Origin of the sequence: Streptomyces coffeae (assembly GCF_016741875.1) — a bacterium.
In the GTDB taxonomy this organism is placed as follows: domain Bacteria; phylum Actinomycetota; class Actinomycetes; order Streptomycetales; family Streptomycetaceae; genus Streptomyces; species Streptomyces coffeae.
Map to the genome: position 1 here is coordinate 185,664 of NZ_JAERRF010000008.1, position 26,787 is coordinate 212,450.

The following is a 26,787-nucleotide window of genomic DNA, read 5'->3' on the forward strand; positions in this document are numbered from 1 at the left end:
CCTCGGCTCAGTCCTCGGCCGACAGCAGGCCGGCGCGGCGGCGCATCAGCAGCGTGGTCACGGCCATCGCGATGGCGAAGAGCACCAGCGAGAGCACACACGCGGCGCCGGTGTTGAAGTTCTGGAAGCCGAGCGAGTAGACGAGCTGCGGCACGGTGAGCGTGGAGTGGTCGGGATAGCCGGGCTGGATGACCGAGCCGGGGCCGACGCTGACACCGGAGGCCAGCTTTCCGGCCACCAGCGCCTGGGTGTAGTACTGCATCGTCTGGACCACACCCGTCACGACCGCGAACATCACGATCGGAGTGATCGACGGCCAGGTCACATAGCGGAAGGTGGCCGGCGCCCCGGCGCCGTCCAGCTCGGCCGCCTCGTACTGCTCACGGGGGACGTCCAGCAGTGCGGCCATGAAGATGACCATGAGGTCGCCGATGCCCCACAGCGAGAGCATCACCAGCGAGGGCTTGGCCCAGGCCGGATCGTTGAACCAGTTGGGGGCGTGGATGCCCAGATTCCCGAGGATCGCGTTGACCGGTCCGGTGCCGGGATTGAGCAGAAAGACAAACGCGACCGTGGCCGCCACCGGCGGGGCCAGATACGGCAGGTAGAACGCGGTGCGGAAGAACCCCACCCCGGTTTTCACCTTGGTGACCAGCAGCCCGATGCCCAGCCCGAAGACCACCCGCAGCGCGACCATCACCACGACCAGCCACAGGGTGTTCCACAGCGCCGGGCCGAACAGCGGCATCTGCTCGAACACATACCGCCAGTTCCGCAGCCCCACGAAGGTGGGAGTCTCGATCTGGTTGTAGTGCATGAAGGAGAAATAGACGGTGGCGATCAGCGGATAGCCGAAGAACACCGTGAAGCCGATCAGCCAGGGTGAGAGGAATCCGAGGGTGCGCAGCCGCTCGCGCACGGCTTTGCGGCGCAGGGCGGGGGCAGCGGTGAGGGGGGCCATGGCGCACTCCGTCAGTTCTGGGCCTGGAGATTGTCGGCGTCGATCTGTTCGTCCAGCTCCCTCAGTCCTTTGCCGAGGTCGGGCACCCGGCCCGATTCCACCGCGTAACCGAAGTCCTGGAGCGAGGCGACGTACTGTCCGCCGTTGATCGAGGCCGGAAGGGCGCTGCTGTAGCGGTTCCCGGCGATACGGAGAAAGGTGCGGAACGCCGGATCGGAATCCAGCTCGGGGGACGCCAGCGCGGCCTTGGTGGACGGCACATTGTGAATGGCGTTGGCGAAGGCGACGACCTGATCGGTGTCCGAGGTCAGGAATTTCACCAGTTCCCAGGCGGCGTTCTGATGGGTGCTGCTGTGGGCGATGCCCACGACCGTGCCGGTGAGAAAGCCCCGGCCGTAGGTCTCCGGCCGGTCGTCCGGAACGGGCAGCGGAGCGGTGCCCCATGCGAAGGGGGCGTCCTTGAGGGAGCGGCCGCGCCATTCGCCGTCCAGGTGCATGGCCAGCTTTCCGGTCAGAAAGGCGTTCTGCGAGGACATCTCGTCACCGAAGGAGGTACGGAACCGCTCCAGCGGGCCGTAGCCGCCCTGGCGGCGGATCAGCTCCCGTTGGGTGGCGAAGAACTCCCTGGCCGCCGGTTCCTCCGCCAGCCGTGCCTTTCCGCGCTTGTCGAAATAGGACGGTCCCCACTGGGCGAACAGCCGCTCCGGGCTGTTCTCGTAGAGACGGAAGTTGGGCATGAAACCGACCCGTTCATAACCGCCGCCCTTGGCGCGCCGGGTCAGTTTGGCCGCGTCGCGCTTCAGCTCCGACATGGTGCGCGGCGGGCGCTCGATGCCCACCTCTTTGAAGGCGTCCTTGTTGTAGTAGAGGCCGAAGGCGTCGGCGAGCAGCGGCAGGGCGCACTGCTCGCCCCGGTAACTCGTGTAGTCCAGCAGGGCGGTGGGGAAGACCCGGTGCTTGTCCAGACCGGTCTTCTTCATGAAGGGGTCGAGATCGACCCACATCCCGGACGAGCAGTACTGCCCCACGTTGTCGGTGGTGAAGGACGAGACCACGTCGGGGGCATCGTCCCCACCGGCCCGCAGCGCCTGGTTCACGGTGGCGTCGGTGACGTTTCCGATGGCCTTGACCCTGATGTGGGGATGGAGCTCCTCGAACCGGGCGATGCTGTCATTGATCGCCTTGACCTCGTTCTTCTCCGCCCAGCCGTGCCAGAACCGCAGCGTTACGGGCTTGGTCGGATCGTCCTCGGCGCTGCCGGTGCTCGGGTTGGCGCAGCCCGCCAGCAGGAGGGCACAGGTGCTCAGGACCGAGAGGAGGGATGCCGTTCGTCGTGGCATGGGGACGTCCTTCGGGGGCGGGGGAGTCAGACGTCGAGGCGGGCGGTGTCGAACACCGTGTGGCGGGCATCGGTCAGGGCCTGTCGCAGTGCGCCGAGCAGGATCGGATCCCCTTCGAGCGCGCTGATCCGTATCTCCGGCCTGGGCAGGGCGAGTCCGGTCAGCTCGGCCTCCACCAGCTCCCGCAGCCGCTCCCCTCCGGCCTGCGCGATCTCGCCCGACAGCACGACCAGTTCGGGGTCGACCACCGCGACGACGGAGGCGAGCCCGGTGGCCAGCCGGTGGGCCAGCTCGGTGAGCACCGCGTCGCCCGCGCCGGGGGTGCGCAGGGCCGCGGTCAGCGCCTTGGCGGCGCTGGGCGCGTCGATCCCGTGGTCATGGGCCAGCTCGACCACGGCGGGCGAGCCGACCAGCTTCTGGAACCCGCCGCCCGCGTCCGGCCGGGCGGCGTCGTCCTGGCCGCCGCGGGCGAGCGGTGCCCCCGGCAGCGGCATATAGCCGATCTCCCCGGCCCCGCCGGTGGCCCCGCGCAGCAGGGTGCCGCCGAGCACAATGGCGGCGCCGACCCCCTCGTCGGCCCAGACCAGCACGAAGTTGTCGACGTCCTGGGCGGTGCCGTGGTGCTGTTCGGCGACGGCCGCGAGATTGACGTCGTTCTCGATGACGACCGGGGTGCCCAGGACCCGGGCCAGGTCGTCCCGCAGGGTGCGGGACTGCCAGCCGGGCAGATGGGACGCGTAGCGCAGGGTGCCGGTGCGCGGGTCGAGCGCGCCGGGGGTGCCGATGACGGTGGAGTGCAGCGCGCCGTGGTCAAGACCGGCGGCGGCCAGTGCCCCGTTGACGGCCTTGGCCACCAGTTCGGCGGGAGGTGTGCTCGGCGTCCGGTCGTCCGCGGGGGCGGCCACCCGGTGGTCGCCGACGGTGCGGCCGGTGATGTCGGCGACGGCGGCGGTGATGCCCGTCTGGTCCACGGCGAGCGCGGCGACATGGGCGGCGGCCGGATCGATCTCGTACAGCTGGGCGTTGGGTCCCGGCCGCCCGGTCACATTGCCGGTGGTCCGGACCAGACCGGCGGACTCCAGACGGGACAGCAGCTGGGAGGCGGTGGGCTTGGACAGCCCGGTCAGCTCCCCGAGCCGGGTCCGGGTGAGCGGTCCGTACGCGGCCAGCAGCTCCAGTGCGGCCCGGTCGTTCATGGCGCGCAGTACGCGTGGGGTGCCGGGTGTGCTGCCGGGTGGTGCGGCCATGGCGGTGCCCCCTGGCTCGGGTGAAGCGGCTCTGTTAGGAAACTTTCCTATCGATGAACAGAAACGTAGGCGCCGGGCCATCCGGCGTCAATGGGTGCGGCGGGGCCCGGCCTGTCCCGGACGACGGACGCTCCCGTCCCCGGAACGGGGGCGGGAGCGTCGTCTCAGGCGGAAACCCTGGGTGTCACTTCTGTACGGGCGGCTGGGCGGCCGCCGGGGCGGGCGGCGGAATCGAGCTGGCCGCCTGGGACTGCGGGGAGTCGGGGTTGGCCAGGACCGAGGGCGCGCTCATGCCCGCCGCCGGATCGCCGGCCGCTGTCTCCAGGGCGGCCTCCGGGGGATGGCCGACCAGCCGGATGCCCGCCGCCTCCAGCGCCTTCTTGATCCGCCAGCGCAGCTCGCGCTCGACGCCCAGCGCCTTGCCCGGCATGGTGCGCGCCGAGACCCGCACCACCATGGAGTCCAGATAGACCGCGTCCAGCCCCAGCACCTCGACCGGCTCCCACAGCCGCTCGTTCCAGGGCTCGTCCTTGGCCATCTCCACACCGACCTGGGTGATGATCGCGCGGACCCGGTCCAGGTCCTCGTCGGCCCGCACCTGGACGTCGACGTTCGCGGTCGCCCAGCCCTGGCTGAGGTTGCCGATCCGCTTCACCTCGCCGTTGCGCACGTACCAGATCTCGCCGTTGTCCCCGCGCAGCTTGGTGACGCGCAGCCCGACCTCGATCACCTCACCGGAGGCGACCCCGGCGTCGATGGAGTCGCCCACGCCGTACTGGTCCTCCAGGATCATGAAGACACCGGAGAGGAAGTCGGTGACCAGGTTGCGGGCGCCGAAACCGATCGCGACACCGGCCACACCGGCGCTGGCGAGCAGCGGTGCGAGATTGATCTTCAGGGCGGAGAGGATCATCAGCCCCGCGGAGCCCATGATCATGAACGACGCGACGGAGCGCAGCACCGAGCCGATCGCCGCGGACCGCTGCCGCCGCCGCTCCACATTGACCAGCAGCCCGCCGAGCGCGGTGCCGTCGACCGCCTGGGCGGTGCGGTTCATCCGCTCTATCAGCTTGGTGATGGCACGCCGGACGAGGTGGCGGGCCACAAACGCGATCACCAGGATCAGGGCGATGCGCAGCCCGACGTTCAACCAGGTGGACCAGTTCTCCTCGACCCACCCCGCGGCATTGGTGGCGCTCTCCTGTGCGTCGTCGAGGGTCGTGGGACGAGGCGTCGAGTCAGCGGCCAGAGCAGCGGACCAGAACACAGCAGAAACCCTTCGTGTGCGACATGCCCGCACGGATCGCCCGCGCGCGCAGTCCTCACACAGTAGCCGGGCGCGGGAATGTGCCGTTCCTGTGTTCGAGAGCGCGCGAGCGCGTCCAGGGGGCGCGCATGAGCGGGCGGACCGGCCTCAGCTCCCTCTTTCCGCCGGACGGGAAACGCGCTCCGGTACGCGCTCCGGGGCCCGTGATTCTTGCCACTCCCCGCCGTGCCCCCGTCGGTCCGCGGGGCCGGTCCGCGGAACCGCAACGGCCCCGCGCGGGCTGCCCGGACGGTGGTCGGACGGCCCGGTGGCGGCGTGGTGAGCGGACGGTATACGCGGGGTACGAGGAAATGCCTCTCAACCGTTAACCCGGTGATAGTGGCGTTCCGGCCAGGGTTCAGGGGAAACTGGGGGAGATCGTCCCGGCGCGAGCCACGCGCCGCCGGCGTACAAGGAGGCATCCGTGCCGCATGTCCTGGTCCTCAACGCGTCGTACGAGCCGCTCGGCGTCGTACCGCTCCGCCGCGCGCTCATTCTCGTCCTCAACGACAAGGCCGTCAGCCTTGAGGACTCAGGCGCCCTGATGCACAGCGCGACCCGCGTCATACCCGCTCCCAGCGTCGTCCGGCTGAAGCGCTTTGTGAGGGTGCCCTTTCGCGGCCCCGTCCCGCTCACCCGCCGTGCTCTGTTCGCCCGTGACGGCGGCAGATGCGCGTACTGCGGTGGCGTCGCAACCAGCGTCGATCACGTCATTCCGCGCAGTCGCGGTGGTCAGCACACCTGGGAGAACGTGGTCGCCGCGTGCCGTCGCTGCAATCACGTCAAGGCCGACCGCCATGTCGCCGAGATCGGCTGGCGGCTGCGTCATCAACCCGCGCCGCCGTCCGGGCTGGCCTGGCGCATCATCGGCACCGGGCATAGGGACCCGCGCTGGCTGCCATACCTCCAGGCATACGGCGCGGAAGACGCCATGGCCCGGATCGACGGCAAATCCGCCTGAGACCGGGCCATCGTCATGTCTGCCCGCCGCGCCGTCCGCGGCGGGCAACCCGATCTCTACGTCTCCACCGCGTACGCCGACACCGACCAGAGCGAGTAGCCGAAGCGGGTCGCCCGCTCCACGCCCTGGATCCGGATGAACCGGGTGTCCGGGGCGTCCAGCCGGACCGACTCCCGGCCCCCCGTGCCGTGGTCCTCCGTGGCCGCCGTACGCCAGGTGCGGCCGTCCTCGGAGACCTGGACGCGGTAGCGCGAGGCGTAGGCGTCCTGCCACCGCAGTTCGAGCCGCCCGACCCGGGCCGGGCGGGCCAGCTCCAGCTGGAGCCATGCACTGTCCTTCGCCGGGGAGGACCAGCGGGTGTCCGCCTTGCCGTCCACGGCGGCGGAGGCCGGGAAGCCGGAGCTCTCGTCGCCCGATGAGGTCGCACTGGCGCCCTTGGCGCGGGCCAGGTCCGGGCCGCCGGTGCGCGGGAGGACCCGTACGGTCAGCTTCCGCTGCTGCGAGCCGAACCGGACCGGCACGGTGTAGCTGCCCGCCTTGGTGCCCTTGGCGACCGATATCTCCAGCCGGACCGTGGCCGTACCGCCGCGCGGCGCCGTCACCCCGTCGGGCGCCCGGACGGTGATGCCGCGCGGCGGCCGGAGGGTGAGGTCGCCGCTGACGTCGCCGGGGCGCAGCGAGGTGAGCTCGGCGTCGACCACCGCGGGTGGCCCGCCGGACTCCGCGTCCGCCACTCGGTGCGACATCCGCAGCTTCACGGCCGGGGTGTCGGCGAACCAGGGGGTCAGCTCATGGACGTCCGGGGCGGTGGTGCCCGCCGCCCAGCTGAGCCGGATCGCGTCCGCCCGGATGTCCTCGCCCGCCACCTGGGTGGAGCCGCCGCAGGACAGCGCGCCCAGCTTCCGCCAGCCCTCGCCCGGGACATGCGCCTCGACCGTGCCCGGTGAGCCGCCCGCCACCGGGGTGGTGAGCGCGGAGACGGAGCTGAGGGGGCGGGTACGGCCGAAGCGCACCGTGACCGGACGGCTCGGGGCATCCACCGTGGTGGTGACCTTGCCGTCGGCCGCCGCGCGGTCGCCGCCGGAGGTGCGCAGCCCCTCCGCACCCGCGCGGTCCATGCCCAGCCAGGTGTCCGCGTGGTCGGCGGCCTTGGTCAGGAAGGGGTCCAGGACGCCCTTGCCCACCGTCACCCGGCTGTCCGCGATCTTCTCGCGCAGCCCCTCCATCGCGACCCGGGCCTTCCAGGCCGCGGCGCCGTCACCGCGCGCCTGGGCGGTGAGCATGTCCACGGCGCGCACCCCGGCGTCGCCGTACCGCCCCAGCTGGGCCAGCCAGGGGCGGACATCACCACCCAGCTTCCCGGCCAGCCGGCCGGGGGCGTCGCGCATGGTGCGGAAGGCGTTGCGCAGCCGGTCCGACGCCCGCTCCAGCCGCTTCACGTCGGTGTCGCCGAGCGCCGACCAGAACGCCGTGATCAGCGGGCGCAGATAGGCCGACTCATCGCCGCCGAGCATCGAGGAGGCGTCGTTCCCGGCGAAGGCGCGCAGTGCCGCGCGGGTCCTGGCGTCCGGTCCTGCCAGGTCGTCGATGGCCGCGCCCCAGGACTCCTCCGGGCGGTAGCCGCGCGGGTTCCAGGCGAAGTCAGCGGCGGTGAACAGCGGGATCCGGGAGGCGGTCGGCTGCTCCATGGCGTTGGCCAGCAGCCCCGCGGACTGGGTGGCCACCGCCGGGTCCCGGCCGGTGTACGGGCCGAGGAAGACGCGGTCCTGCGCGTAGTCGTTGACCGGGTAGTTGTCCATGGTGACCAGCGGGTGGCCGAACGCGGACCGGGCTCCGGCCAGCTCGCCGCCGGTGATGGTCCTCGGCACCACCCCGACACCGGTCCAGGCCACCTCGACGCGGTGGTCGAGACCGGAGGCCAGCACGCGCCGGAAGTCGGTGGCCCCGTCCTGGTAGTACTCGGTCGGCATCAGGGAGAGCGGAACGGAGCCGGGGTGGCGCCCGGCCAGATGGCGGGCGAGTGCGTTGGCCACCGTGGCCTGCGCCTTGGCGGCCGCTTCCGGTCCTGAGCCGTAGGCGTCGCTGTCCTTTCCGCAATGCCATTCGCTGTAGCTGACGTCCTGGAACTGGAGCTGGAAGGCGCGCACCCCGAGCGCCCACATCGCGTCCACCTTGCGCAGCAGCGCCTTGACGTCGTCGGAGGAGGCGAAGCACATCTGCTGGCCGGGGGAGACCGCCCAGCCCAGGGTGACGTGGTTGGCGCGGGCGCGGGTGGCCAGTTCGCGGAACTGCTCGCGCTGGGCGGCCGGGTAGGGGTCGCGCCAGCGGGACTGCCGGTAGGGGTCGTCGCCGGGCGCGTAGAGATAGCGGTTCTGCTTGGTACGGCCCATGAAGTCGAGCTGGGCCAGCCGGTCGGCCCGGGACCAGGGGGAGCCGTAGAAGCCCTCGGTGGTGCCGCGTACGGCCGTGCCAGGCCAGTCGCGGACGGTCACTCCGGCGAACGCCTTGCCGTCCTGGCCGCGGCCGTTCTGGCCGTGGCGCTCCACCAGCAGCTGGCGCAGGGTCTGGACGGCGTGGAAGAGCCCGTCCGGGCCGACGCCGGACAGTGCCGCGGTGGGCCGCCCGTCCACCGATCCGGTGGCCAGCAGATAGCCGCCGGAGGGGAGATCGCCGCGCTCGGGTGCGCGCAGGGCGCGCAGCGCGGACTGTGCTCCGCGGCCTCCGGCGTGCACCACCAGTCCGCGCGCCGGGGTGCGGCCACCCGGTGTGGCCTCGTGGACCGTGCGCACCCCGGCGTCGTGCAACAGGGCGCGCAGCGCGTCCAGCGCGTACGGATCGGCGTCGCCGTCGGCTATGAGCGTGGCCTCGTCCCCCACGGCGACCTGGCCGCCCTGGGCGCGCAGCGACTGGGGGCGCGGCCAGATGGGGGGCACCCCGCCGTCGCTGTCGCGGTCCGGCGCGGAGGTGCCGGGCCCGTCGTGGTCCACGGGTGCGGCGCTCGCTCCCGGAGCGCCGCCGAGCAGACCGCCGATGACGGCGGCCGCCATGGCCGTCGCCCCCGCCGCCCTGTGCCTCTTCCCCCCGAACTGCACCGGCTTCTCCCTGATCCGATAGACGGCATGCGTCACCCACGTCGCCAACAGGCGATGAGCCCACCACCACCCCGCTGAGGGTGTCAACGCGGGCGACCGATGTGCCGCCTTTGCCGCGTCCGGCACGGGCCGCACCGGCCGGACACACCATGGGGCACGCCCCCGCAAGTCTGACGGACGAGGGGTGGTCCTGTTCGTAAACTCTGTGTCCCCGATCCCCTGTCGCCGACAAATCGCCGCTCGGGCGGGATGTGAGGTACGGCACGTCCGGGGGTTGTTTACGTCTGTACCTGTCGCGAGTGGGTAAGCGCGACGTTGACCTACTGCCGACACCCCACGGAGGTCCGTGTGGCCGCGTCAGCTCAGCTTCTGCTCTCCGCCCTGTCCAAACCCGTGCCCGAGGCATCCAGTGACACGGATCCCTTCCACGGGGTCTCCGACCCCGACTGCGGACTGTGCGGACTGGACGGCTTCGGGACCGGCGGTGCCACCGAGGCGCCCCTCACCAGCGAGCCTCCGCTCGCCGACAACGTTCCGCTGACCAGCGAGCCCCCGCTCGCCGCCGAACTTCCCCTGACCAGTGAGCCGACCGCCGCCGCCTGCGGAGCGGGCTTGGAGCCGATGGAGTTCTGATGGGCAGAGCGCGGCTCGCCGAGCTGCACGGTGTCGCCACCTCCTACGAGCCCGCCCCGGGCCGCACCGTCCAGGTGCCGGAGGACACAGTCGTCGCCGTACTCGCCGCGCTCGGCGTGGACGCCTCCACCCCCCGATCCGTCACCGAAGCGCTCGCCCGGCATACGAGCCGTGAGCGCGACCGGCTGCTGCCGCCCTGCGTGGTGGTGCGCCCCGGTAGCACACCCCGGCCGAGCGTGCCCGAGGGCACCGTGCTGGGGGTGCGCACCGAGGACGGCGCACTGCACACGTGGGGGCCGGTGGACGGCCTCGCCGCCGAGCGACTGCCCGCGCTGCCGCCCGGCGCCCACACCCTGACCGCACAGGCGCCCGACGGCCGCCGGGCCCGCGCCACCCTGATCGCCGCTCCGGACCGGATGCCCATCCCTCCGGCGCGCAGCCACGGCTTTCTCGTCCAGCTCTACTCGCTGCTGTCCGCCCGCTCCTGGGGCATGGGCGACCTCGGCGACCTGGCCGACCTCGCCGCCTGGTCCGGCCGGGCGCTCGGCACCGGCTTCGTCCAGCTCAACCCGCTGCACGCGGCGGTGCCCGGCACCCCCACCGACCCCTCGCCCTACCGCCCCTCCTCGCGCCGCTTCCCCGACCCGGTCCATCTGCGGGTCGAGGACGTGCCCGAGTACGCCCAGCTGCGCGGCGCCGCCCGGACGCGCGCCGACCAGCTCCTGGAGTCGGCCGCGCGCTTACGCACAGCCGTCCTGTCCGAGGGCGCGCTGATCGACCGGGACGCGGTGTGGGCGCTCAAGCGCGAGGCCCTGGAACTGGTGCGGACCGTGCCGCTCAGCCCCGGCCGCCGCGCCGCCTACTGCGACTTCCTCGCCGAGCGCGGCCAGGCCCTGGAGGACCACGCCCTGTGGTGCGCGCTGGCCGAGACCCACGGCCCCGAGTGGCGCGGCTGGCCCGACGGCCTCTCCGACCCGCGCTCCGCCCGCACCGCCCGCGCCCGCGGTGAGCACCTGGACCGCATCGACGTCCACTGCTGGCTCGCCTGGCTCACCGACGCCCAGCTCGCCGCCGCCCAGCGCGCCGCCCGCGAGGCGGGCATGGGCATCGGCCTGGTGCACGACCTGGCGGTCGGGGTGCACCCCTCCGGCGCCGACGCCTGGGCCCAGCAGGATGTGTTCGCCTCCGGGATGTCCATCGGGGCGCCCCCCGACGCGTTCAACTCCCGTGGCCAGGACTGGGGTCTGCCGCCCTGGCGCCCGGACGCCCTCGCCGCCACCGGCTACGCCCCCTACCGCGAGCTGCTGCGCGGACTGCTGCGCCACGCGGGCGCGCTGCGTATCGACCATGTGATGGGCCTGTTCCGGCTGTGGTGGGTCCCCGAGGGCCGGGAGCCGGTCCAGGGGACCTACGTCCGCTACGACGCGGAAGCCATGCTCGGGGTACTCGCCCTGGAGGCGCACCGCGCGGGCGCGGTCGTCATCGGGGAGGACCTGGGCACGGTCGAGCCCGGCGTACGGGAGACCCTGGCGCGGCGCGGGGTGCTGGGCACCTCGGTGCTGTGGTTCGAGCGGAATTACAACGGGGCTGGTACGCCCCGGCCACTGGCCCCCGAGGAGTGGCGCGCCGACTGTCTGGCCACCGCCACCACCCACGATCTGCCGAGTACCGCCGCGCGGTTCACCGGCGACCACGTCGAGCTGCGCCACCGGCTGGGGCTGCTCACCCGCCCGCTCGCCGAGGAGCGCGCCGCGGACGCGGTCGAGGTCGCGGAGTGGCTGGCGCTGCTGGGGCGGCTGGGGCTGCTGCCCGAGGGAACCGGTGACGAGGAGGCGGCCATCAGGGCCGTCCACCGCTTTCTGCTGCGCACCCCGGCCCGGATGGTGGGGGTGTGGCTGCCGGACGCGGTGGGGGACCGCAGACCGCAGAATCTGCCGGGCACCTGGGACCAGTACCCCAACTGGCGGCTGCCGATCGCCGATGCCACGGGGCGGCCCGTCTCGCTGGAGGAGCTGGTGGCCTCGCCCCGGCTGCACGACCTGATGGCCGAGCCGGCCCGTGCCGTACGGGAGGAGCCCGCCGCGCCGGGGAGGCGGGGTGCCTCCGGGACCACCCCGCGCACGACCCGCGCGGAGGCGTCGGATAAGTTGAGTCCGTGAGCAACAAGGTCAAAAAGAACGCCGTGCGCGCCGGGGCCGTGGTCGCCGCGACGACGGCGATGGTGCTGATGTCGTCCCCCGCGTTCGGGCTCACCCCCGATGACGGTGACGACCCGGGTCCGGGCCTGAGCGTCGCCGAGACGCTCGGCCTCTACGTCGTCACTCCGATTGTGCTCTTCCTGGTGATCGCCGGTCTGGTGATGGTCGGAGACAAGAAGTCCGGCAAGCAGACCGACTGACACCGGGCGATCGACGAAAGCGCCCTGGGCGGCGCTGCGAAGGCGCCCCCGGCCATCCGGCCGGGGGCGCCTTTGTCGTCTGCGCGGCCGGGTCCGCGGCCGGATCCCACCGCGTTGTCTCCGCCACAGTGCGCGGGTGTACGCGCGCCGACTCCTGCCGTGCCACGGAGAGTTCACCATGGGCCACCCGAGCGCCCAGGGCCGTTTATTTTCGCTTTAACCTACGGTGACGTAACCTACGGGGCCGTAAGTAAAGACCGCCGCACCCGTCCCCAGGAGCCCCGCTGTGACTCTCGCCCCCTCCCGTCGACACGGCCAGGTCGTGTGGAGCGACAGCCGGCTGCTCTTCGCCCTCGAGGAATTCGTCGAGGTTGAGCTCAACCGGCATCTGAAGATCGCCAAGGAATGGATGCCGCACGAGTACGTGCCCTGGAGCGACGGGCGCAACTTCGACGGGGTGATGGGCGGCGAGGCATGGGCGCCCGAGCAGTCCAAGGTCAGCGATGTCGGCCGGATCGCGCTGGTGGTCAATCTGCTCACCGAGGACAACCTCCCCAGCTACCACCACGAGATAGCCACCCTGTTCGGCCGTGACGGCGCCTGGGGCACCTGGGTCCACCGGTGGACGGCCGAGGAGGGACGCCACGGCATCGTCATGCGTGATTACCTGCTCACCAGCCGCGCTGTCGACCCGGTCGAGCTGGAGCGCTTCCGGATGCGGCACATGTCGGAGGGGTTCGAGTCCGACAACGCGCACAGCATGCTGCACTCGGTGGCGTACGTCGCCTTCCAGGAGCTCGCCACCCGTATCTCGCACCGCAACACCGGCCACCACTCCGGTGACCCGGTCTGCGACCGGATGCTGGCCCGCATCGCCAACGACGAGAACCTGCACATGGTCTTCTACCGCAATCTGCTGGCGAAGGCGTTCGAGCTGGCGCCCGACCAGACCATGTCCGCCGTCCGCGATGTGGTGGTCAACTTCCGTATGCCGGGACACGGCATCCCCGGATTCGAGCGCGCCGCCGCCCAGATGGCCATCGGCGGCATCTACAACCTGCGCATCCACCACGACGACGTCCTCCAGCCGGTGCTGCGCTTCCTGAAGGTCCTGGAGATCGGCGGCCTCGGCCCGGAGGGGCTGAAGGCACAGGAGGAACTGGGCCTGTTCATGGGCGGACTGGACGACCAGGCCACCAAGTTCGACGAGAAGCGAGCGGCGTTGCTGGCCCGGCGCAGGGCCCGTGCCGAGCGCGTTTGATCACTCTGGCACCATCGGACGATGGTCGAACATTCATCGCACGGAACGCCGGGCGGCACGACCCCCGACACCCCGGGGGAGACGGCCGAGGCAGCCGCGCTGCGGACCGCCGCGGCCGCCGGGGAACCCGGTGCCTACCGGGCGTACGCCGAACACCTCACCGGGCAGGGCCTGCTGGACGAGGCCCTGCCCTGGTGGGCCCGCGCGGCCGACGCCGGGGACCCGCACGCCTCACGCACCCTCGCGATCTGCCACAAGGACCGTGGCGACTTCGCGGAGGCCGAGCGGTGGTACCGCACCGCGGCCGAACGGGACGGCGGCTGCGCCTTCGGACTCGCCCGCCTGCTGGAGGAGTCGGGTGACACCGCCGGTGCCGAGGAGTGGTACGGCCGCGGGGCCGAGCTCGGCAGCGTCCAGTGCAAGACCAACGGCGCGGTGATGCTGGCCGCGCGGGGCGAGTGGGACACCGCCCTGGAGCGGCTGGCCGAGGCGTCCGACGAGGGCGACGACGTGGCCGTCCGCACCCGCGCGGTCATCGAGGAGATCCTCGGGGGCCTCGAGGACTGGCGGGAGGGGCTGGCCGCGGCCGAGGCCCAGGGCGACCCCGAGGCCGCCTACGACGCGCTGCGCGAACTCCTCGACCCCGACCGGGAGGGCATGTACGACGCCTACCCCCGGATGGTCGCCGAAGCCGAGGCGCTGTACGCGCGGGCCGCGGCGGTCGGCAGCGCCAAGGCGCTGGTGGACCAGGCCATCTTCATCGCCCGTGACCCCGGCCGCTTCGACGAGGCCCGCGCCCTCGTCGAGCGCAGCCATGAACGCGGCTACGACGGCGCGGCCTATGTGCTCGGCGTCTGGTTCGAGGAGCGCGGCGATCTGCGCGCCGCCGAGCAGTGGTACCGCACCGCCCACGAGGCGGACGGCGGCCACCTGTGGGCCTGCTTCAACCTCGGCATGCTGTGCAAACGCCAGCGGCGGCTGGACGAGGCGGAGCGGTGGTTCCGGGCAACCGGCGTGGACGAGGATGCGTGGGATCCGTTCGACGAGGGCCAGGAGCGGATCGTCCGCGCGCTGAAGGACGTCGCCGCGATCCGCGCCGACCCCGAGCGGCAGCCCTCCGCCGCCTGGCAGGAGCGCCTCCCCGCACTGCGCGCCCGCGCCGAAGAGGGCGGCCCGGACGACTGCTTCGCCTACGCCGACGCCCTCGACCGGCTCTACCGCTTCCCCGAGGCCGCCGAGTGGTACCGCACGGCGGGCACCCCGCGCGCCCTGCTCGACCTCGGCCGGATGCTGTACGAGGGAGGCGGGGCCAAGGGCACGCTCATGGCGCCGTACTACGAGCCCGCGGCGGCCGAGGGCGACGCCGAGGCCGCGTACGACATCGGTGTCATCCACGACAAGGCCGGTGACCAGCGCACCGCGGAGATCTGGTTCCACCGCGCGGCGGGCCTGGGCCACGGCCGCGCCGCCTGGCAGCTCGGCTGGACCTCGCAGGAGCGCGGCGGCGACCCGCAGAACGCCGAGCGCTGGTTCGTCCGCGCCGCCCGCACCGGGCTGGTCCCGCCCGCCTTCCTGGCCGGGCGCAGCATGGTCCGCCGCGGCGCCCACGCGGAGGCCGAACCGCTGCTGCGCACCGCCTGCGACGGCGACCACCTGGAGGCCCCGCACTGGCTCGCCAAGGCGCTGCGCGGGCTGGACCGCGCGGCGGAGGCCGAACCGTGGCTGCGCCGCGCGGTGGAGAACCATCCGCGGGTGCTGCGCCAGTACGACGCCCTGGCCCGGCTGGGGGTGGACGACCCACGGCTGGACCTGGCCGAGGTCCTGATCGGGCTGGACCGGGACGAGGAGGCGGGCGAGGTGCTCGCGGACGTCTTCGCGGACGCCCCCGGCCACCGCAGGGCCCACCGCCTGGCCGGTGACATCGCCCGGCGCCGCGGCGACTTGGAGGCGGCCGAGAAGCACTTCGAGGAGGCCGTCGAGCACGACCCGGACGGCAGCGCGCGGATGAGCCTGGACGAGATCCGCGCCCTGCTGAAGCAGATCACCCACCAGCACTGACACCGGGCGCGCGGGGTGGTGGCGAGGTCCCCACCCCGCCCCTTCCCGACACTCCAGACGGATAGTTCTGGAGTGGTCGGCTCATGGCGGCATCGTCGCAGGTCAGGGAGGTGGGTGCTGTGATGCGGGTGCCACCAGCTCAAGACGAGCACGGAGCTCGGGGCTACGGGCGTTGGCGCGAAGAAGCATCCGGTCACCGAGTCGTGATCCATGCGGTGATCAGCGAACCACCGCAAGCCGTTAGGAACGTTAAGAGCCTTACGGGAAGGCGCTGAAGAGTCATGCGAAATCCGCCGATGCGAATGTCTACAGCGGGCGCGCTGTGGCCGGTTGTCATGCGTTGACCCTCCATCAAGTCCGCCGCGTTTCACGCAAGTTACGACTCGCATGCGCAATTTCATTTCCACACGGCCCGCAAATGCGATCTGGGTAGCCTGCTGGGCCGATTGACGGCATTTCGTGATACCAGTAGGGCCCTACTGGCTCAGCCATAGAAGACAGCCGAGACATCTGGAGTGGACTCGGCGTGTGTGGGGTGACTCAAGGATTGTGTCGACACCCATATTCCCACGTCCTCATGGAGCCCTTGCCAGTTCTCCACCTGACTCGACAGGTGTTTGTCCTAGTTGGTGAGCTGGATGCGGGCTCCGGGGGCTCGGCTGACCTGCGCGAACTCGTCCGGGCCGCCCGGAGGCGGCGCGCCCCGGAGCTCCCGGGGCGAGTTCAGGACCAGGGCGACCTGAGGGGCCGCTCTATCGCAACGTCCACCACGTGGTTCCGGCTCCGATGGCAGTCGCGACCAGAGTCACGAACCACGCGGGGATGTGCTGAATGGTCAAGTGCATTCCATCTGTACGGAGTTCGAAGCTGGACGAGGTCTTCTGTGAAGTCATGCGGCAAGTCGACCACGGCGATCGCTGGAGATGCCAGAGCTGACCGGGAGTCCCGCGGGAGTCCCGTAGCAGTGAGGCGGAGAGGTGGTTCCCATGTCCCGTAAGCCCTGCCCCCTCGTCACCGGGGCAGAACGGGCGATGGAGGCGGTCCGAGTCCGTCCGTCCCGCTCTAGCGATTCGTCCACCATGTGGCCCAAATTCCGGCACCCGTGGTTACCACTCCGACCAGCCACGCAGGGATGCGCTGAATGGTCAAGTGAAACCCGCCGCAACGAATTTCTATGTGCGGACGCCGATCTGTGCTTTCCGTCATCTGAGTCATGCCTTGAGTGCAGCACACGCAAACCGCACTTGTCACGCATTGCTTGCGTAACCTAACCCACGGTGGGCGGCCCCAGGTCACGAAGGTGCGTTTGCCGCAAATCTCAGCATTCGGACGATCTCTATCTCAGGTTGTGGTCACACGCTCCCGCCCACTTCCTGGAGGTACCCCCATGCCCCGAAAGCCCCGTCCACCGCGCTCGGTCCCAGGCTGCCCCGAGCTGACCACGGGCGGGCGCGGTGAAAAGCGCAGACGCCAGGCCGAGCAACGGCGCGGAACGACCACAGCCAAGGGCTACGGGACCCGGTGGCAGCGCATCCGTAAGCGGTATCTGTACGCCCGCCTGTGGTGCGTGCTGTGTGGCTCCGCGGCAACGGTGGCTGACCACTTCCCGGAGTCTCGGCGTGCGCTGACGACTCGGGGTGTCTCGGATCCGGACGCGTGGTCTCGGCTACGTCCGCTGTGTACGTCGTGCCACAACCATGAGACGGGAGAAGCGCCAGTCGGGCGGTTGGGCTGCTGAGCGGGTGAAGCCTCGCCGTTCGTGACCGGCGACAGGGGGTGACCCGTCTCCTGCCCGAGATTGAACGGCAAGGAGGGAATCTCGCACGTCTCATTGGGGCGTTCGTGACGTGGCCGTATTGCCCGGAAGGCAGCCGCGCGACTTACGGACGCTCTCGGTTGCCTCCCCGATTGCCCGGGCCCAGGTACTCAGCCGCGCTTCAGCTCCTTGGCCATGACGGCGTACAGTGGCGAGTCGTCTGACGGCTTCGCTTCTCCCACCTTGTCGTACTCCCAACTCTCATACAAAGCCTGGACTTTGTAGTGTGTGGAGTCAACGAGGAGTGTTACGGCATCGGCTTCGACCGATTCAAGCAGTGCGTCATGCATCTGCTTTGCCCGGCCGGTCCCGCGCCATTGGGGAACCACCATCAATTCTGACAGCGCGAAGACTGATCCCCTGGTACTTGTCGGCCGCTGGTGCCCCTTCCACCATCCACCGGGCTTGAGTGTGGAGCCGTATGCGTACCCGACAGGGCTACCCTCTTCCCAACCCGATACACACTGCCAGTTCTCGCGCGAGGACCATAGATCGACGAAGTACGAGAATCGTTCACGCGAGTGAAAAGGGTTCGGATCGTTCGCGTACGCCTCGTCGTGGATGTCGAGCAGTAGGGACCTGATGTCCCGAGCATCGGCATGCGTGTAGCGCTTCAGATCCATTGACTGGACTCCTCGATCCACTCGACGATTTCGGGGCTCTTTGAGCCGGTGGCTACGATCGCCTTTCGTGTCGCGGACAGAGTGTGAGCGGTTCGTCTCGATCCGGAGGAGGGCAGCAGCATTGCATGAGCCTGGCTACCTGTCGTACAGGCCAGCTCCAGGTCTCCTTGTCTGGCCTGGGCCAGTGACAGGTGGGCCGTATATAGAGCCTTGTTGCGGGCCATGCCGTCAGGGATGGCAGCGAGCGTGCGATGCAGGCAGTACTCCGCCCGTCCGTGATCATCCAGTGTCGACCATACGGACGCGGACAGACCGTGCACCTCACTGGCGTCGAAGAATTTGATCCACTCGGGCCGTTGCTCATCGACGCTACGGGCGAAGGCACGCTCCGCGTCCCTGAGGGCTCGCAGAGCTTCTGAGCGACGCCGGAGGCGCGCAAGTCCGCTGGCGTTCCGGATGTGCCCGAGAGAGGCGTACAGCGGATCTCTCCGGGCGATGGAGGAGCGCTTCATCACCTCTGATCCGGCGACGGCTTCGGCGTGGTTCTCGAACTGCCTGGAAGTGAAGGTCAGAAGGTTCCAGACCTGGTACATCGCCTTGCTGTCGCGGGACAGGCCGGCGAAGGTCAGAGCCTTGTCGAGATGAGCGCGTGCCCGCTGTGGAGAGCTTGCGTCGATGGCCGCGAAAGCCGCAGAGCTGATGACGTTGGCGGCGAGTCGATGAAGCATGTCTCGCACGCGGGTTGAGGACGAGGAGACGGCAAGGGTGGACTGAATCCGGGAGGCCAGTTCTACCGCGAGGTTCTCTACCTTCCGCGATCCTCCTACGGCCTGGTCCTGTCGGAGGATGGCCACGTAATCCTGATGGAATCGTCGGACGTCGTTGACGCCGAGGCGCCCATGGGCGGGTGTGTACGGAGCGGCAATGGCCAGAGCTGCACCGCTTGTGGCGGTGAGGAGAGTACGTCGGTGCACGGGATCCTCCTCCGGTGGTGCGATGCGCTTCTTGCGGGGCACGAACCCCAGGTCTTCGGCGCTGGCATCAAGAACCTTCTCCAGGCACAGCCTGATGCGGTCCTGCGGCCACTTGGTCGCGCCGCGTAGCCATCGTCGGATATCGGCATCGGTGACGTTGCCGGGCTTATCTGTCAGGAGTTCGATCTCAGCATTGATCTGACGCGCTAACTCAGCCTGAGAGAAGCCGAGGTCGGCGATCCGTGCTGCGAGCTTGCGGTTCTCCTGTGCCATCCCCTCACGGTAACGGTGTGCGGTCGTCCAGACACGGGCGAAGGTAAAAATCACCTGGGTCACGCGATGAGAGATGGGGGTCATTCACCTGTCCACCGTGCCCTAGCCGCCGTTGACTAGGCATCACCAGGCCGGCAAGTGGAGGCGGAGCCCTTCGGACAGCACCCGTCCGCGCCTGACGGCAAGTACCCCCGCGACCGTCCGACCGGCCCGGGGGCGTGGCCACCAACCCTCGGGAGGTTGACGACATGCCCAATACAACCAGACTCCGCACGCTGTTACTGCGGCTGCCTCTCCCCGCTGTGGGGCGCCACCGGGCGCCGGAGTCCCGCCCGTCTGCCTCGCCCGTCCAGACCGTTCCTGCGCCCCGCGTGCCCGCGCTGAGCGGTGAAGCCGTCGGGCTCGTCCACCCGTACCTCGTAGCCCACGAGCGACGCCAGGAAGCGCAGCGTCAGCGTGTCCCTCGCCGTGCTCTGTTGCTTGCCTCACATGGGGTGGGCATCGGGCCCCGGCTGATTCACCGGGTGGAGGTGGGCCGTGCCTGAGATCTCCGAACACCCCCGGTCGGCCGACATCAGTCAGCTTCAGTCTACAGCGCTGATGCATCGTCAGGAGTGTCAGCGGTGCGTGCGTGACGAGCCGTGCGAGATGGCGCGACGGTTGGAAGAGGCGCGGCGGGTGGTGTCCTCATGAGCGCGCGGTGCACGGAGTGCGCCCGGTTGGACGAGGAGAAGCGGGCGGCCGAGGAGGCAGGCGACAAGAGCAAGGTCACTGACTGCGTGGTCTTGCTGCGTCGGCATCCGAACCACGCTCAGCGTCCGGTACGACGTGCGGCGGGGGTGTCGGCACGACGCGCGCCATGTACCGATTCCGTGAGTACAAGATCGGTCCTGACCTTCGTCCGGAAGCTGAGCCGATCACGTCAACCATGAAGTGCACGACGTGCGACGCGAGCGGACCGACAGCGGAAGAGTTCGAAGAAGGCACGGAGTGGGCTGTTCGGCACCTCAAGGCGAACCCTGGCCACCTGGAGCACCGGGAGCACATCACGCGCCCGTACTGGGCTGAACCGGGAGCGTGGCAGTAATGGCAACGCCGATGGATCAGAAGACGCGCGACTGGACGCCGGGAACGGTCGGAGACGACGTGATGACCGTGCACAAAGTGCGGGACGGCAAGCCCCTCTGCGGCGCCTCCGGTGAGGTGGACGAATGGCAGCGACGGGTCACGTGTACCGCCTGCCTGTCCAGCGAGTAGCCCACTGACCCCGCCCCGGTGGTGATCACTGACCCCTTGGATGGGTCGTGTGCCCACCGGAGTGGGTCGCACGACGGCGCGGGGACCGATTCCCCGCACGTAAAGAGAAGGGATGGACACCGTGGCTGAACGTCCGGAGTTCGAGTTCGTCAGCGCGGCGGCTTGCCGTGACAAGCGGGTGGGCAACTGCCCCCAGGCGGCCGTGAACGTGCCGGGTGTGGTGGCGTTGCGGGACAGCGAGCGGCCCGAGGCCGTCGTCACCATGACGGTGGATGCGTGGGCAACGCTTACGGACGCCGTGAAGGCCGGAGAGTTCGACCTGAGCGCCTGAGAGTAGGTCCCCGTGAAGAAATGCCCTCGCTGCGCCGCTGAGTGCCCTACGGACCCGGAGAACGGGTTGCCATGGTGCGCGCGGTGCGGGGCCTTCTTCGGACTCTCGCTGCCTGCCTGTCGAGGCTTGTGGTGGTCACGGCATCCGGCTACGCGTGCTCCCATCCAGCCGCGCAAGCACTAAGCGGGACCCAACCGGCCCCGTCCATGCGTCCCTGGTGACGATTGGACGGGAGGTGCGTTGGGGTGCGCCCCGGCGCGCAGCTCGGCTCCCGAACGCCCGCCTCTGCCACTGCGCGTCCCGGGCCGCTCGGCACTGTCGCTGTGGTGCCACGCCGCTTGGGTACCCACGACAACGCGGGCCGGGCCCAACAGGATCCGGCCCGCGGTGGTCGTCGGTGCGTCAGCCCGCCGCTGCGGCGTCCGCGGCCTGGGCCTTCAGGGCGCGTTCCACGCCCGCGCGGGACTCGGTGACCAGGCGGCGCAGGGCCGGGGTGGGGTCGGCCGAGGCGAGCCAGGCGTCGGTGGTGTCCAGCGTGGCTTGGGAGACCTGGAGGGTCGGGTAGAGGCCGACCACGATCTGCTGGGCCATCTCATGGCTGCGGTTGTTCCAGATGTCCTTCACCGCGGCGAAGTACTTCTCCGTGTACGGCGCGAGCAGCTCCCGCTGGTCGGTCTGGACAAAGCCGCCGATCACCGCCTCCTGTACCGCGTTGGGCAGCTTGTCGCTCTCCACGACCGAGGCCCACGCCTCCGTCTTGGCCTCGGGAGTGGGCCGCGCGGCCCGAGCGGTCGCGGCGTGGCGCTCGCCCGCCGAGGTCTTGTCGCGGTCCAGCTCCGCGGCGATGGCCGCCTCGTCGGCCCGGCCGGTGGCCGCGAGCCGCTCCAGCAGCGCCCAGCGCAGCTCGGTGTCGACGGCCAGGCCCTCGATCGTCTCGGTGCCGTCCAGCAGCCCGGCGAGCAGGTCCAGCTGGGCGTCGGTGCGCGCGGTGGCGGCGAACGCCCGTGCCCAGGCGAGCTGGTGGTCGCTGCCGGGGGCCGCGGCCCGCAGGTGGTCGAGCGTGGTCTCGGTCCACGTGGCCAGGCCGGTCGGCCGCCAGTCCGGCGCCGCGTACAGCTCCAGGGCCAGCTTGACCTGGCGGTGGAGCGACTGGACAACACCGATGTCGGACTCCTTGGGGATGCCCGACCGCACCAGCGACAGATAGTCGCGGGTGGCCAGTTCGCCGTCCCGGGTCATGTCCCAGGCCGAGGCCCAGGACAGGGCGCGCGGCAGGGAGGCTTCGAAGTCGCCCAGGTGCTCGGTGACCACGGCGAGGGAGTCCGGGTCGAGCCGGACCTTCGCGTACGACAGGTCGTCGTCGTTGAGCAGGATCACCGCGGGGCGCTTGCTGCCGGTCAGCCGCTCCACCTCGGTCAGTTCACCGTCCACGTCCAGCTCGATCCGGTCGGAGCGGACCAGCTTGCCGGTGGCGTCCAGGTCGTACAGGCCGATGGCGATGCGGTGCGGCCGCAGGACCGGCTCGCCGGTGGCGCCGGCCGGCAGCGCCGGAGCCTCCTGCCGGACCGCGAAGGAGGTGATGGTGCCGGCGGCGTCCGTGGTGATCTCCGGGCGCAGCACATTGATGCCCGCGGTCTTCAGCCACTTCTTCGACCAGGTCTTCAGATCGCGGCCGCTGGTCTCCTCCAGCGCGCCGAGCAGGTCGGACAGCCGGGTGTTCCCATAGGCGTGGCGCTTGAAGTACGCCTGGACGCCGGTGAAGAACGCGTCCATGCCGACGTAGGCGACGAGCTGCTTCAGCACGCTCGCGCCCTTGGCGTAGGTGATGCCGTCGAAGTTGACCAGGACGTCGTCCAGGTCACGGATCTCGGCCATGATCGGGTGGGTGGACGGCAGCTGGTCCTGCCGGTAGGCCCAGGTCTTCATGGAGTTGGCGAAGGTGGTCCAGGCGTGCGGCCACCTGCTGCCCGGGGCGTGCGCCTGGCAGGCGATGGAGGTGTAGGTGGCGAACGACTCGTTGAGCCACAGGTCGTTCCACCACTCCATGGTGACCAGGTCGCCGAACCACATGTGGGCCAGCTCGTGGAGGATGGTCTCGGCGCGCGTCTCGTAGGCCGCGTCCGTCACCTTGGAGCGGAAGACGTACTGGTCGCGAATGGTGACCGCGCCCGCGTTCTCCATCGCGCCCGCGTTGAACTCCGGCACGAAGAGCTGGTCGTACTTGGCGAACGGGTACGGGTAGTCGAACTTCTCCTCGAACCAGTCGAAGCCCTGCCGCGTCACCGCGAAGATCGCGTCGGAGTCCAGGAACTCGGCCAGCGAGGGACGGCAGTAGATGCCCAGCGGCACCGAGCGGCCGTCCTTCTCGTAGGAGCTGTGCACGCTGTGGTACGGGCCGACGATGAGGGCGGTGATGTACGTGGAGATCCGCGGCGTCGGCTCGAAGTGCCAGACGTTGTCCTTGGGCTCGGGCGTCGGCGAGTTGGAGATCACCGTCCAGCCCTCGGGCGCGGTCACGGTGAACTGGAAGGTGGCCTTCAGGTCCGGCTGCTCGAAGCTCGCGAAGACCCGGCGCGCATCCGGCACCTCGAACTGCGTGTAGAGATAAGCCTGTTGGTCGACGGGGTCGACGAACCGGTGCAGCCCCTCACCGGTGTTGGTGTACGCGCAGTCGGCCACCACCCGCAGTTCGTTGCGCCCGGTCAGCAGAGCCGGCAGCGCGATCCGCGAGTCCTCGAACACCTCGGCCGGATCCAGCGGCTCCCCGTTGAGCACCACGTCGTGCACGGTGGGCGCCACCAGGTCGATGAAGGTCTCCGCGCCCGCCTCGGCCACGTCGAAGCGCACCGATGTCACCGAGCGATAGGTGCCGCCCTCCTGCGCGCCCGAGAGGTCGAGTTCGATCTCGTACGAGTCGACAGTGAGCAGGCGGGCCCGCTGCTGTGCCTCGTCGCGGGTGAGGTTCGTTCCAGGCACCTGGCATTCTCCTTGTGTCGCGTTTCCGGCCATCCTTCCACGGACGACCGCCCTCGCGGTGGTACGAAAGAGGGCCGGAGCGGGACGGTCGGCCCGTCCCGCTCCGGCCCGGTGTCCTTCAGGCTCCGGCCCCGGTGCCTCAGCCGAGCTCGGCCGCCACCAGCTCCGCGATCTGCACCGCGTTCAGCGCGGCGCCCTTGCGGAGGTTGTCGTTGGAGAGGAACAGTGCGAGGCCGTGCTCGACGGTCTCGTCCACCCGGATCCGGCCGACGTAGCTCGGGTCCTGACCCGCGGCCTGGAGCGGGGTCGGGATCTCGGAGAGGACCACGCCCGGAGCGGCGGCCAGCAGCTCATAGGCGCGCTCCACGCTGATCGGACGCTCGAAGCGGGCGTTGACCTGGAGCGAGTGGCCGCTGAAGACGGGGACGCGGACACAGGTGCCGGAGACCTTCAGCTCCGGGATCTCCAGGATCTTGCGGCTCTCGTTGCGGAGCTTCTGCTCCTCGTCGGTCTCGTGGCGGCCGTCGTCGACGATCTTCCCGGCCAGCGGCAGGACGTTGAACGCGATCGGCCGGGCGTAGACATCGGGCTCGGGGAACTCGACGGCCGCGCCGTCGTGGGTGAGCTCGGCCGCGCGGTCGGCGGTCTTGCGGATCTGGCCGTCGAGCTCGGCGACACCGGACAGACCGGAGCCGGAGACGGCCTGGTAGGTGGTGGCCACCAGGGCGGTCAGACCGGCCTCGCGGTGCAGCGGGCGCAGCACCGGCATGGCGGCCATGGTGGTGCAGTTCGGGTTGGCGATGATGCCCTTGGGGCGGTCCACCGCGGCGTGCGGGTTGACCTCGGAGACCACCAGCGGGACCTCGGGGTCCATCCGCCAGGCGGAGGAGTTGTCGATCACGACGGCGCCCTGGCCGGCGACCTTCTCGGCCAGCGCCCGGGAGGTGGCGCCGCCCGCGGAGAAGATCACGATGTCCAGACCGGAGTAGTCGGCGGTGGCCGCGTCCTCGACGGTGACCTCGCCGTCGCGCCACGGAAGCGTACGCCCGGCGGAACGGGCCGAGGCGAACAGCCGCAGCTCCTGGGCCGGGAAGTCGCGCTCGGCGAGTATCTTGCGCACCACTCCGCCGACCTGGCCGGTCGCTCCGACGATTCCGATCCTCATATCTACCCTTTTCCTCGGTCGTGCCTGTTCCGGGCGCCTACCCACCGGCCAGTGTCTCAGGCTGTGATGTAGCCCGCTCGTGACTTGTCCCCGGTCGCGCGCCGCCGCGGTCCGGGCCGGGGCCCGCCGTGCCGCCGCTGTGTTCCGCACCGGGTTCCCTCCCGGATGAACACCGGGTGAGCGGAAGAATGCCTGCTCACAAGGGTGCGGTAACCGTTTTCCGGCCCGGAGATCCACGTGTGGAGATCGGCGGCCGGCGTTGCCGTCGCGTTCACGCGCAGGCCATCCCCGCTGCCAACGATCCGGAGTGAGGGGCAGTTCCCTGCCCGCCCGCTTCCGCGTATCCACTCGGGGAGATCGCGTATGTCCCGCATCCGGTCAGCCACCTCTGCCGTCGCCGCCCTCGACCGCCGTACCTTCCTGGCCGCCGCCACCGCCACCGGCGTCACCGCCGGTCTGGGGGTCGCCTTCGGGCCCGGCACCGGCTCCGCGGACGCCTCGCAGCCTCCCACGGCGCACGCCGCGGCCGGCCGTGTGGTGGAGGCGCCCGCCGCCCCCTCCCGGGCCGGTACGACGCTCGAGACGTTCTCCGCGGCGCGCGGCGGCATCGGCTACCGCAGACTCGCCGACGGCCCGGCCTGGGCGCGCGGGGTGCGGACCGACATCGTCGCGGGCAAGGGCGGCCGGGAGGACCGGCGCACCGCGCTCGCCTCCTTCGTCCAGCTCACCGATCTGCACATCACCGATGTCCAGCACCCCATGCGCTACGAGTTCCTGCGCTCGGGGCGCACCGGGGCCTGGCGGCCGCACGAGGCGCTGACCGTGGTCGGGGCCGCCTCGCTCATCGAGCGGGTCAACGGACTGCGCGGCGGACCGGTCACCGGGGCGCCGCTGTCCTTCGTGATCACCACCGGGGACAACACCGACAACAACTCCACGATCGAGCTGGACTGGTTCCTGGCCGTCATGAACGGCGGCCGGATCACCCCCAACACCGGTGACCCCCGTCACTACGAGGGTGTGCAGAACAGCGGGATCAAGGAGTTCTGGCACCCCGACCAGGCCCTGCGCGACGCCGACAAGCAGCGCGGCTTCCCGCGGATCGACGGCTTCCTGGAGGCGGCGCTGCGCACCGTGCACAGCCCCGGACTGCGGCTGCCCTGGTACTCGACCATCGGCAACCACGACGACCTGGGCGGCGGGGTCTACTCCTTCGGCGGCGGCTATCTCGAGGAGCTGGCCACCGGCGGCCGCAAGCTCCAGATCATCCCGGCCGCCGAGGCCGCCAAGATCTACCAGGGCGAGCGCGAAGGCGCCGACCCCCACGGCAAGGACATGAAGGAACTGCTGCGCGCCCACGCCAAGGACATGCGCAGGGTCACCCCGGACGAGCGCCGCGCGCCCTTCTCACAAGCCGAGTACCTCGCCGCGCACCTCGACCCGGCCCACACCGGCCCCGGCCCGGTCGGCCACGGCTACACCAAGGCCAATCTGGAGCAGGGCACCCTCTACTACTCGTTCCGGATCTCGGACGACGTCATCGGCCTCAGCCTGGACACCACCGACCCCGGCGGCCACTACACCGGCTCGGTCGGCACCGCCCAACTCCGTTGGCTGGAGCGGACCCTGAAGGTCCACAAGGACGACCACATCCTGGTGTTCAGCCACCACTACAGCCGCAGCATGACCAATATGAACCACGACCCGGCCCACCCCGGTGAGGCCCGGCACGGCGGTGACGAGATCATCGCCCTCTTCAAGCGCCACCCCCAGGTACGGGCCTGGCTCAACGGCCACAGCCACCAGAACGAGATCACCCCGCACGGCACCTTCTGGGAGATCACCACCGCCTCGCACGTGGACTTCCCCCAGCTGGCCCGGGTCATCGAGATCGTGGACAACCACGACGGCACCCTGTCGCTGTTCACCACGCTCATCGAGGCGGCGGCCCCGCGCCGCACGGACTTCACCGACCTCTCCCAGACCGGTCTCGCCGCGCTCTACCGCGAACTGTCCTTCAACGCGCCCGGCGCCAGCCAGAAGCTCGCCGGGGACCCGGGCGACCGCAACACCGAACTGCTGCTGCCCAAGGGCTGATCACCGCACGGCCACCAC

19 protein-coding genes are annotated in these 26,787 nt (G+C 70.5%); 10 read left to right on the forward strand and 9 right to left on the reverse strand.

The features are described from left to right. Window positions 1-7 precede the first annotated feature (7 nt). The 4 genes from JK363_RS15805 to JK363_RS15820 all read right to left on the reverse strand — a co-directional run bounded on the left by JK363_RS15805 (window position 8) and on the right by JK363_RS15820 (window position 4,815). Window positions 8-961 (reverse strand): carbohydrate ABC transporter permease, encoded by a 954-nt coding sequence (locus JK363_RS15805; protein ID WP_201875531.1) that lies wholly within the window; start codon window positions 959-961, stop codon window positions 8-10. An 11-nt stretch (window positions 962-972) separates the two neighbouring features. Continuing rightward, the gene (locus JK363_RS15810) at window positions 973-2,301 is read right to left on the reverse strand and encodes an ABC transporter substrate-binding protein (protein WP_201875532.1); all 1,329 of its coding nucleotides are present in this window, start codon (window positions 2,299-2,301) and stop codon (window positions 973-975) included. Window positions 2,302-2,327: 26 nt separating this feature from the next. Next, a complete protein-coding gene (locus JK363_RS15815; protein ID WP_236075817.1) occupies window positions 2,328-3,548 on the reverse strand; it encodes an ROK family transcriptional regulator in 1,221 nt (406 codons plus the stop codon). 184 nt (window positions 3,549-3,732) lie between these two features. Next, window positions 3,733-4,815 (reverse strand): mechanosensitive ion channel family protein, encoded by a 1,083-nt coding sequence (locus JK363_RS15820; protein ID WP_201875533.1) that lies wholly within the window; start codon window positions 4,813-4,815, stop codon window positions 3,733-3,735. 463 nt (window positions 4,816-5,278) lie between these two features. Between JK363_RS15820 and JK363_RS15825 the strand changes: the two genes are divergently transcribed. Further along, complete coding sequence (locus tag JK363_RS15825; RefSeq protein ID WP_201875534.1) at window positions 5,279-5,815, forward strand: HNH endonuclease; 537 nt, start codon at window positions 5,279-5,281, stop codon at window positions 5,813-5,815. 56 nt (window positions 5,816-5,871) lie between these two features. On the opposite strand, the gene JK363_RS15830 is transcribed toward JK363_RS15825, so the two are convergent. Continuing rightward, window positions 5,872-8,862: a glycoside hydrolase family 84 protein gene (locus JK363_RS15830; protein ID WP_201875535.1), complete on the reverse strand. Its 2,991-nt coding sequence runs from the start codon at window positions 8,860-8,862 to the stop codon at window positions 5,872-5,874. Between the two features lie 393 nt (window positions 8,863-9,255). On the opposite strand from JK363_RS15830, the gene JK363_RS15835 reads away from it, so the two are divergent. From JK363_RS15835 to JK363_RS15855, 5 genes are all read left to right on the forward strand, one after another. Continuing rightward, on the forward strand, window positions 9,256-9,540 hold the full coding sequence (locus JK363_RS15835; RefSeq protein WP_201875536.1) for a hypothetical protein: 285 nt from the start codon (window positions 9,256-9,258) through the stop codon (window positions 9,538-9,540). Then, entirely contained in the window at window positions 9,540-11,699 is a 2,160-nt protein-coding gene (gene malQ / locus JK363_RS15840; RefSeq protein ID WP_201875537.1) for a 4-alpha-glucanotransferase, read from the forward strand. Before JK363_RS15835 ends, malQ begins: the two co-directional genes overlap by 1 nt. Continuing rightward, on the forward strand, window positions 11,696-11,938 hold the full coding sequence (locus JK363_RS15845; RefSeq protein ID WP_201875538.1) for a hypothetical protein: 243 nt from the start codon (window positions 11,696-11,698) through the stop codon (window positions 11,936-11,938). The genes malQ and JK363_RS15845 overlap by 4 nt, the downstream gene beginning before the upstream one ends. A 286-nt stretch (window positions 11,939-12,224) precedes the next feature. Beyond that, window positions 12,225-13,199: an acyl-ACP desaturase gene (locus JK363_RS15850; RefSeq protein WP_201875539.1), complete on the forward strand. Its 975-nt coding sequence runs from the start codon at window positions 12,225-12,227 to the stop codon at window positions 13,197-13,199. A 21-nt stretch (window positions 13,200-13,220) separates the two neighbouring features. After that, window positions 13,221-15,257, forward strand: coding sequence for a tetratricopeptide repeat protein (locus JK363_RS15855; RefSeq protein WP_201875540.1), 2,037 nt, complete (start codon window positions 13,221-13,223; stop codon window positions 15,255-15,257). A gap of 1,926 nt (window positions 15,258-17,183) precedes the next feature. On the opposite strand, the gene JK363_RS15860 is transcribed toward JK363_RS15855, so the two are convergent. Both JK363_RS15860 and JK363_RS42425 read right to left on the reverse strand, forming a co-directional pair. Continuing rightward, window positions 17,184-17,696 carry a GNAT family N-acetyltransferase gene (locus JK363_RS15860; protein WP_201875541.1) on the reverse strand — a complete coding sequence of 171 codons (513 nt, stop codon included), beginning with the start codon at window positions 17,694-17,696 and terminating at the stop codon, window positions 17,184-17,186. Beyond that, entirely contained in the window at window positions 17,687-18,943 is a 1,257-nt protein-coding gene (locus tag JK363_RS42425; RefSeq protein ID WP_236075819.1) for an NsdA family TPR-like regulatory protein, read from the reverse strand. Before JK363_RS42425 ends, JK363_RS15860 begins: the two co-directional genes overlap by 10 nt. An 859-nt stretch (window positions 18,944-19,802) precedes the next feature. Here JK363_RS42425 and JK363_RS45025 point away from each other — a divergent pair. From JK363_RS45025 to JK363_RS15875, 3 genes are all read left to right on the forward strand, one after another. Then, the gene (locus JK363_RS45025; RefSeq protein ID WP_443726301.1) at window positions 19,803-20,030 is read left to right on the forward strand and encodes a DUF7848 domain-containing protein; all 228 of its coding nucleotides are present in this window, start codon (window positions 19,803-19,805) and stop codon (window positions 20,028-20,030) included. Between the two features lie 11 nt (window positions 20,031-20,041). Next, window positions 20,042-20,200, forward strand: a complete 159-nt coding sequence (locus tag JK363_RS15870) for a hypothetical protein (RefSeq protein WP_201875542.1) — start codon at window positions 20,042-20,044, stop codon at window positions 20,198-20,200. A gap of 112 nt (window positions 20,201-20,312) precedes the next feature. After that, window positions 20,313-20,531, forward strand: a complete 219-nt coding sequence (locus JK363_RS15875; protein WP_201875543.1) for a DUF397 domain-containing protein — start codon at window positions 20,313-20,315, stop codon at window positions 20,529-20,531. A 402-nt stretch (window positions 20,532-20,933) separates the two neighbouring features. Here JK363_RS15875 and pepN read toward each other — a convergent pair whose 3' ends face one another. Further along, the gene (pepN, locus tag JK363_RS15880) at window positions 20,934-23,507 is read right to left on the reverse strand and encodes an aminopeptidase N (protein ID WP_201875544.1); all 2,574 of its coding nucleotides are present in this window, start codon (window positions 23,505-23,507) and stop codon (window positions 20,934-20,936) included. 139 nt (window positions 23,508-23,646) lie between these two features. Then, complete coding sequence (locus JK363_RS15885) at window positions 23,647-24,672, reverse strand: aspartate-semialdehyde dehydrogenase (RefSeq protein WP_201875545.1); 1,026 nt, start codon at window positions 24,670-24,672, stop codon at window positions 23,647-23,649. Between the two features lie 363 nt (window positions 24,673-25,035). Here JK363_RS15885 and JK363_RS15890 point away from each other — a divergent pair, with 363 nt between their 5' ends. After that, window positions 25,036-26,769: a TIGR03767 family metallophosphoesterase gene (locus JK363_RS15890; protein ID WP_201875546.1), complete on the forward strand. Its 1,734-nt coding sequence runs from the start codon at window positions 25,036-25,038 to the stop codon at window positions 26,767-26,769. Window positions 26,770-26,787 lie beyond the last annotated feature (18 nt).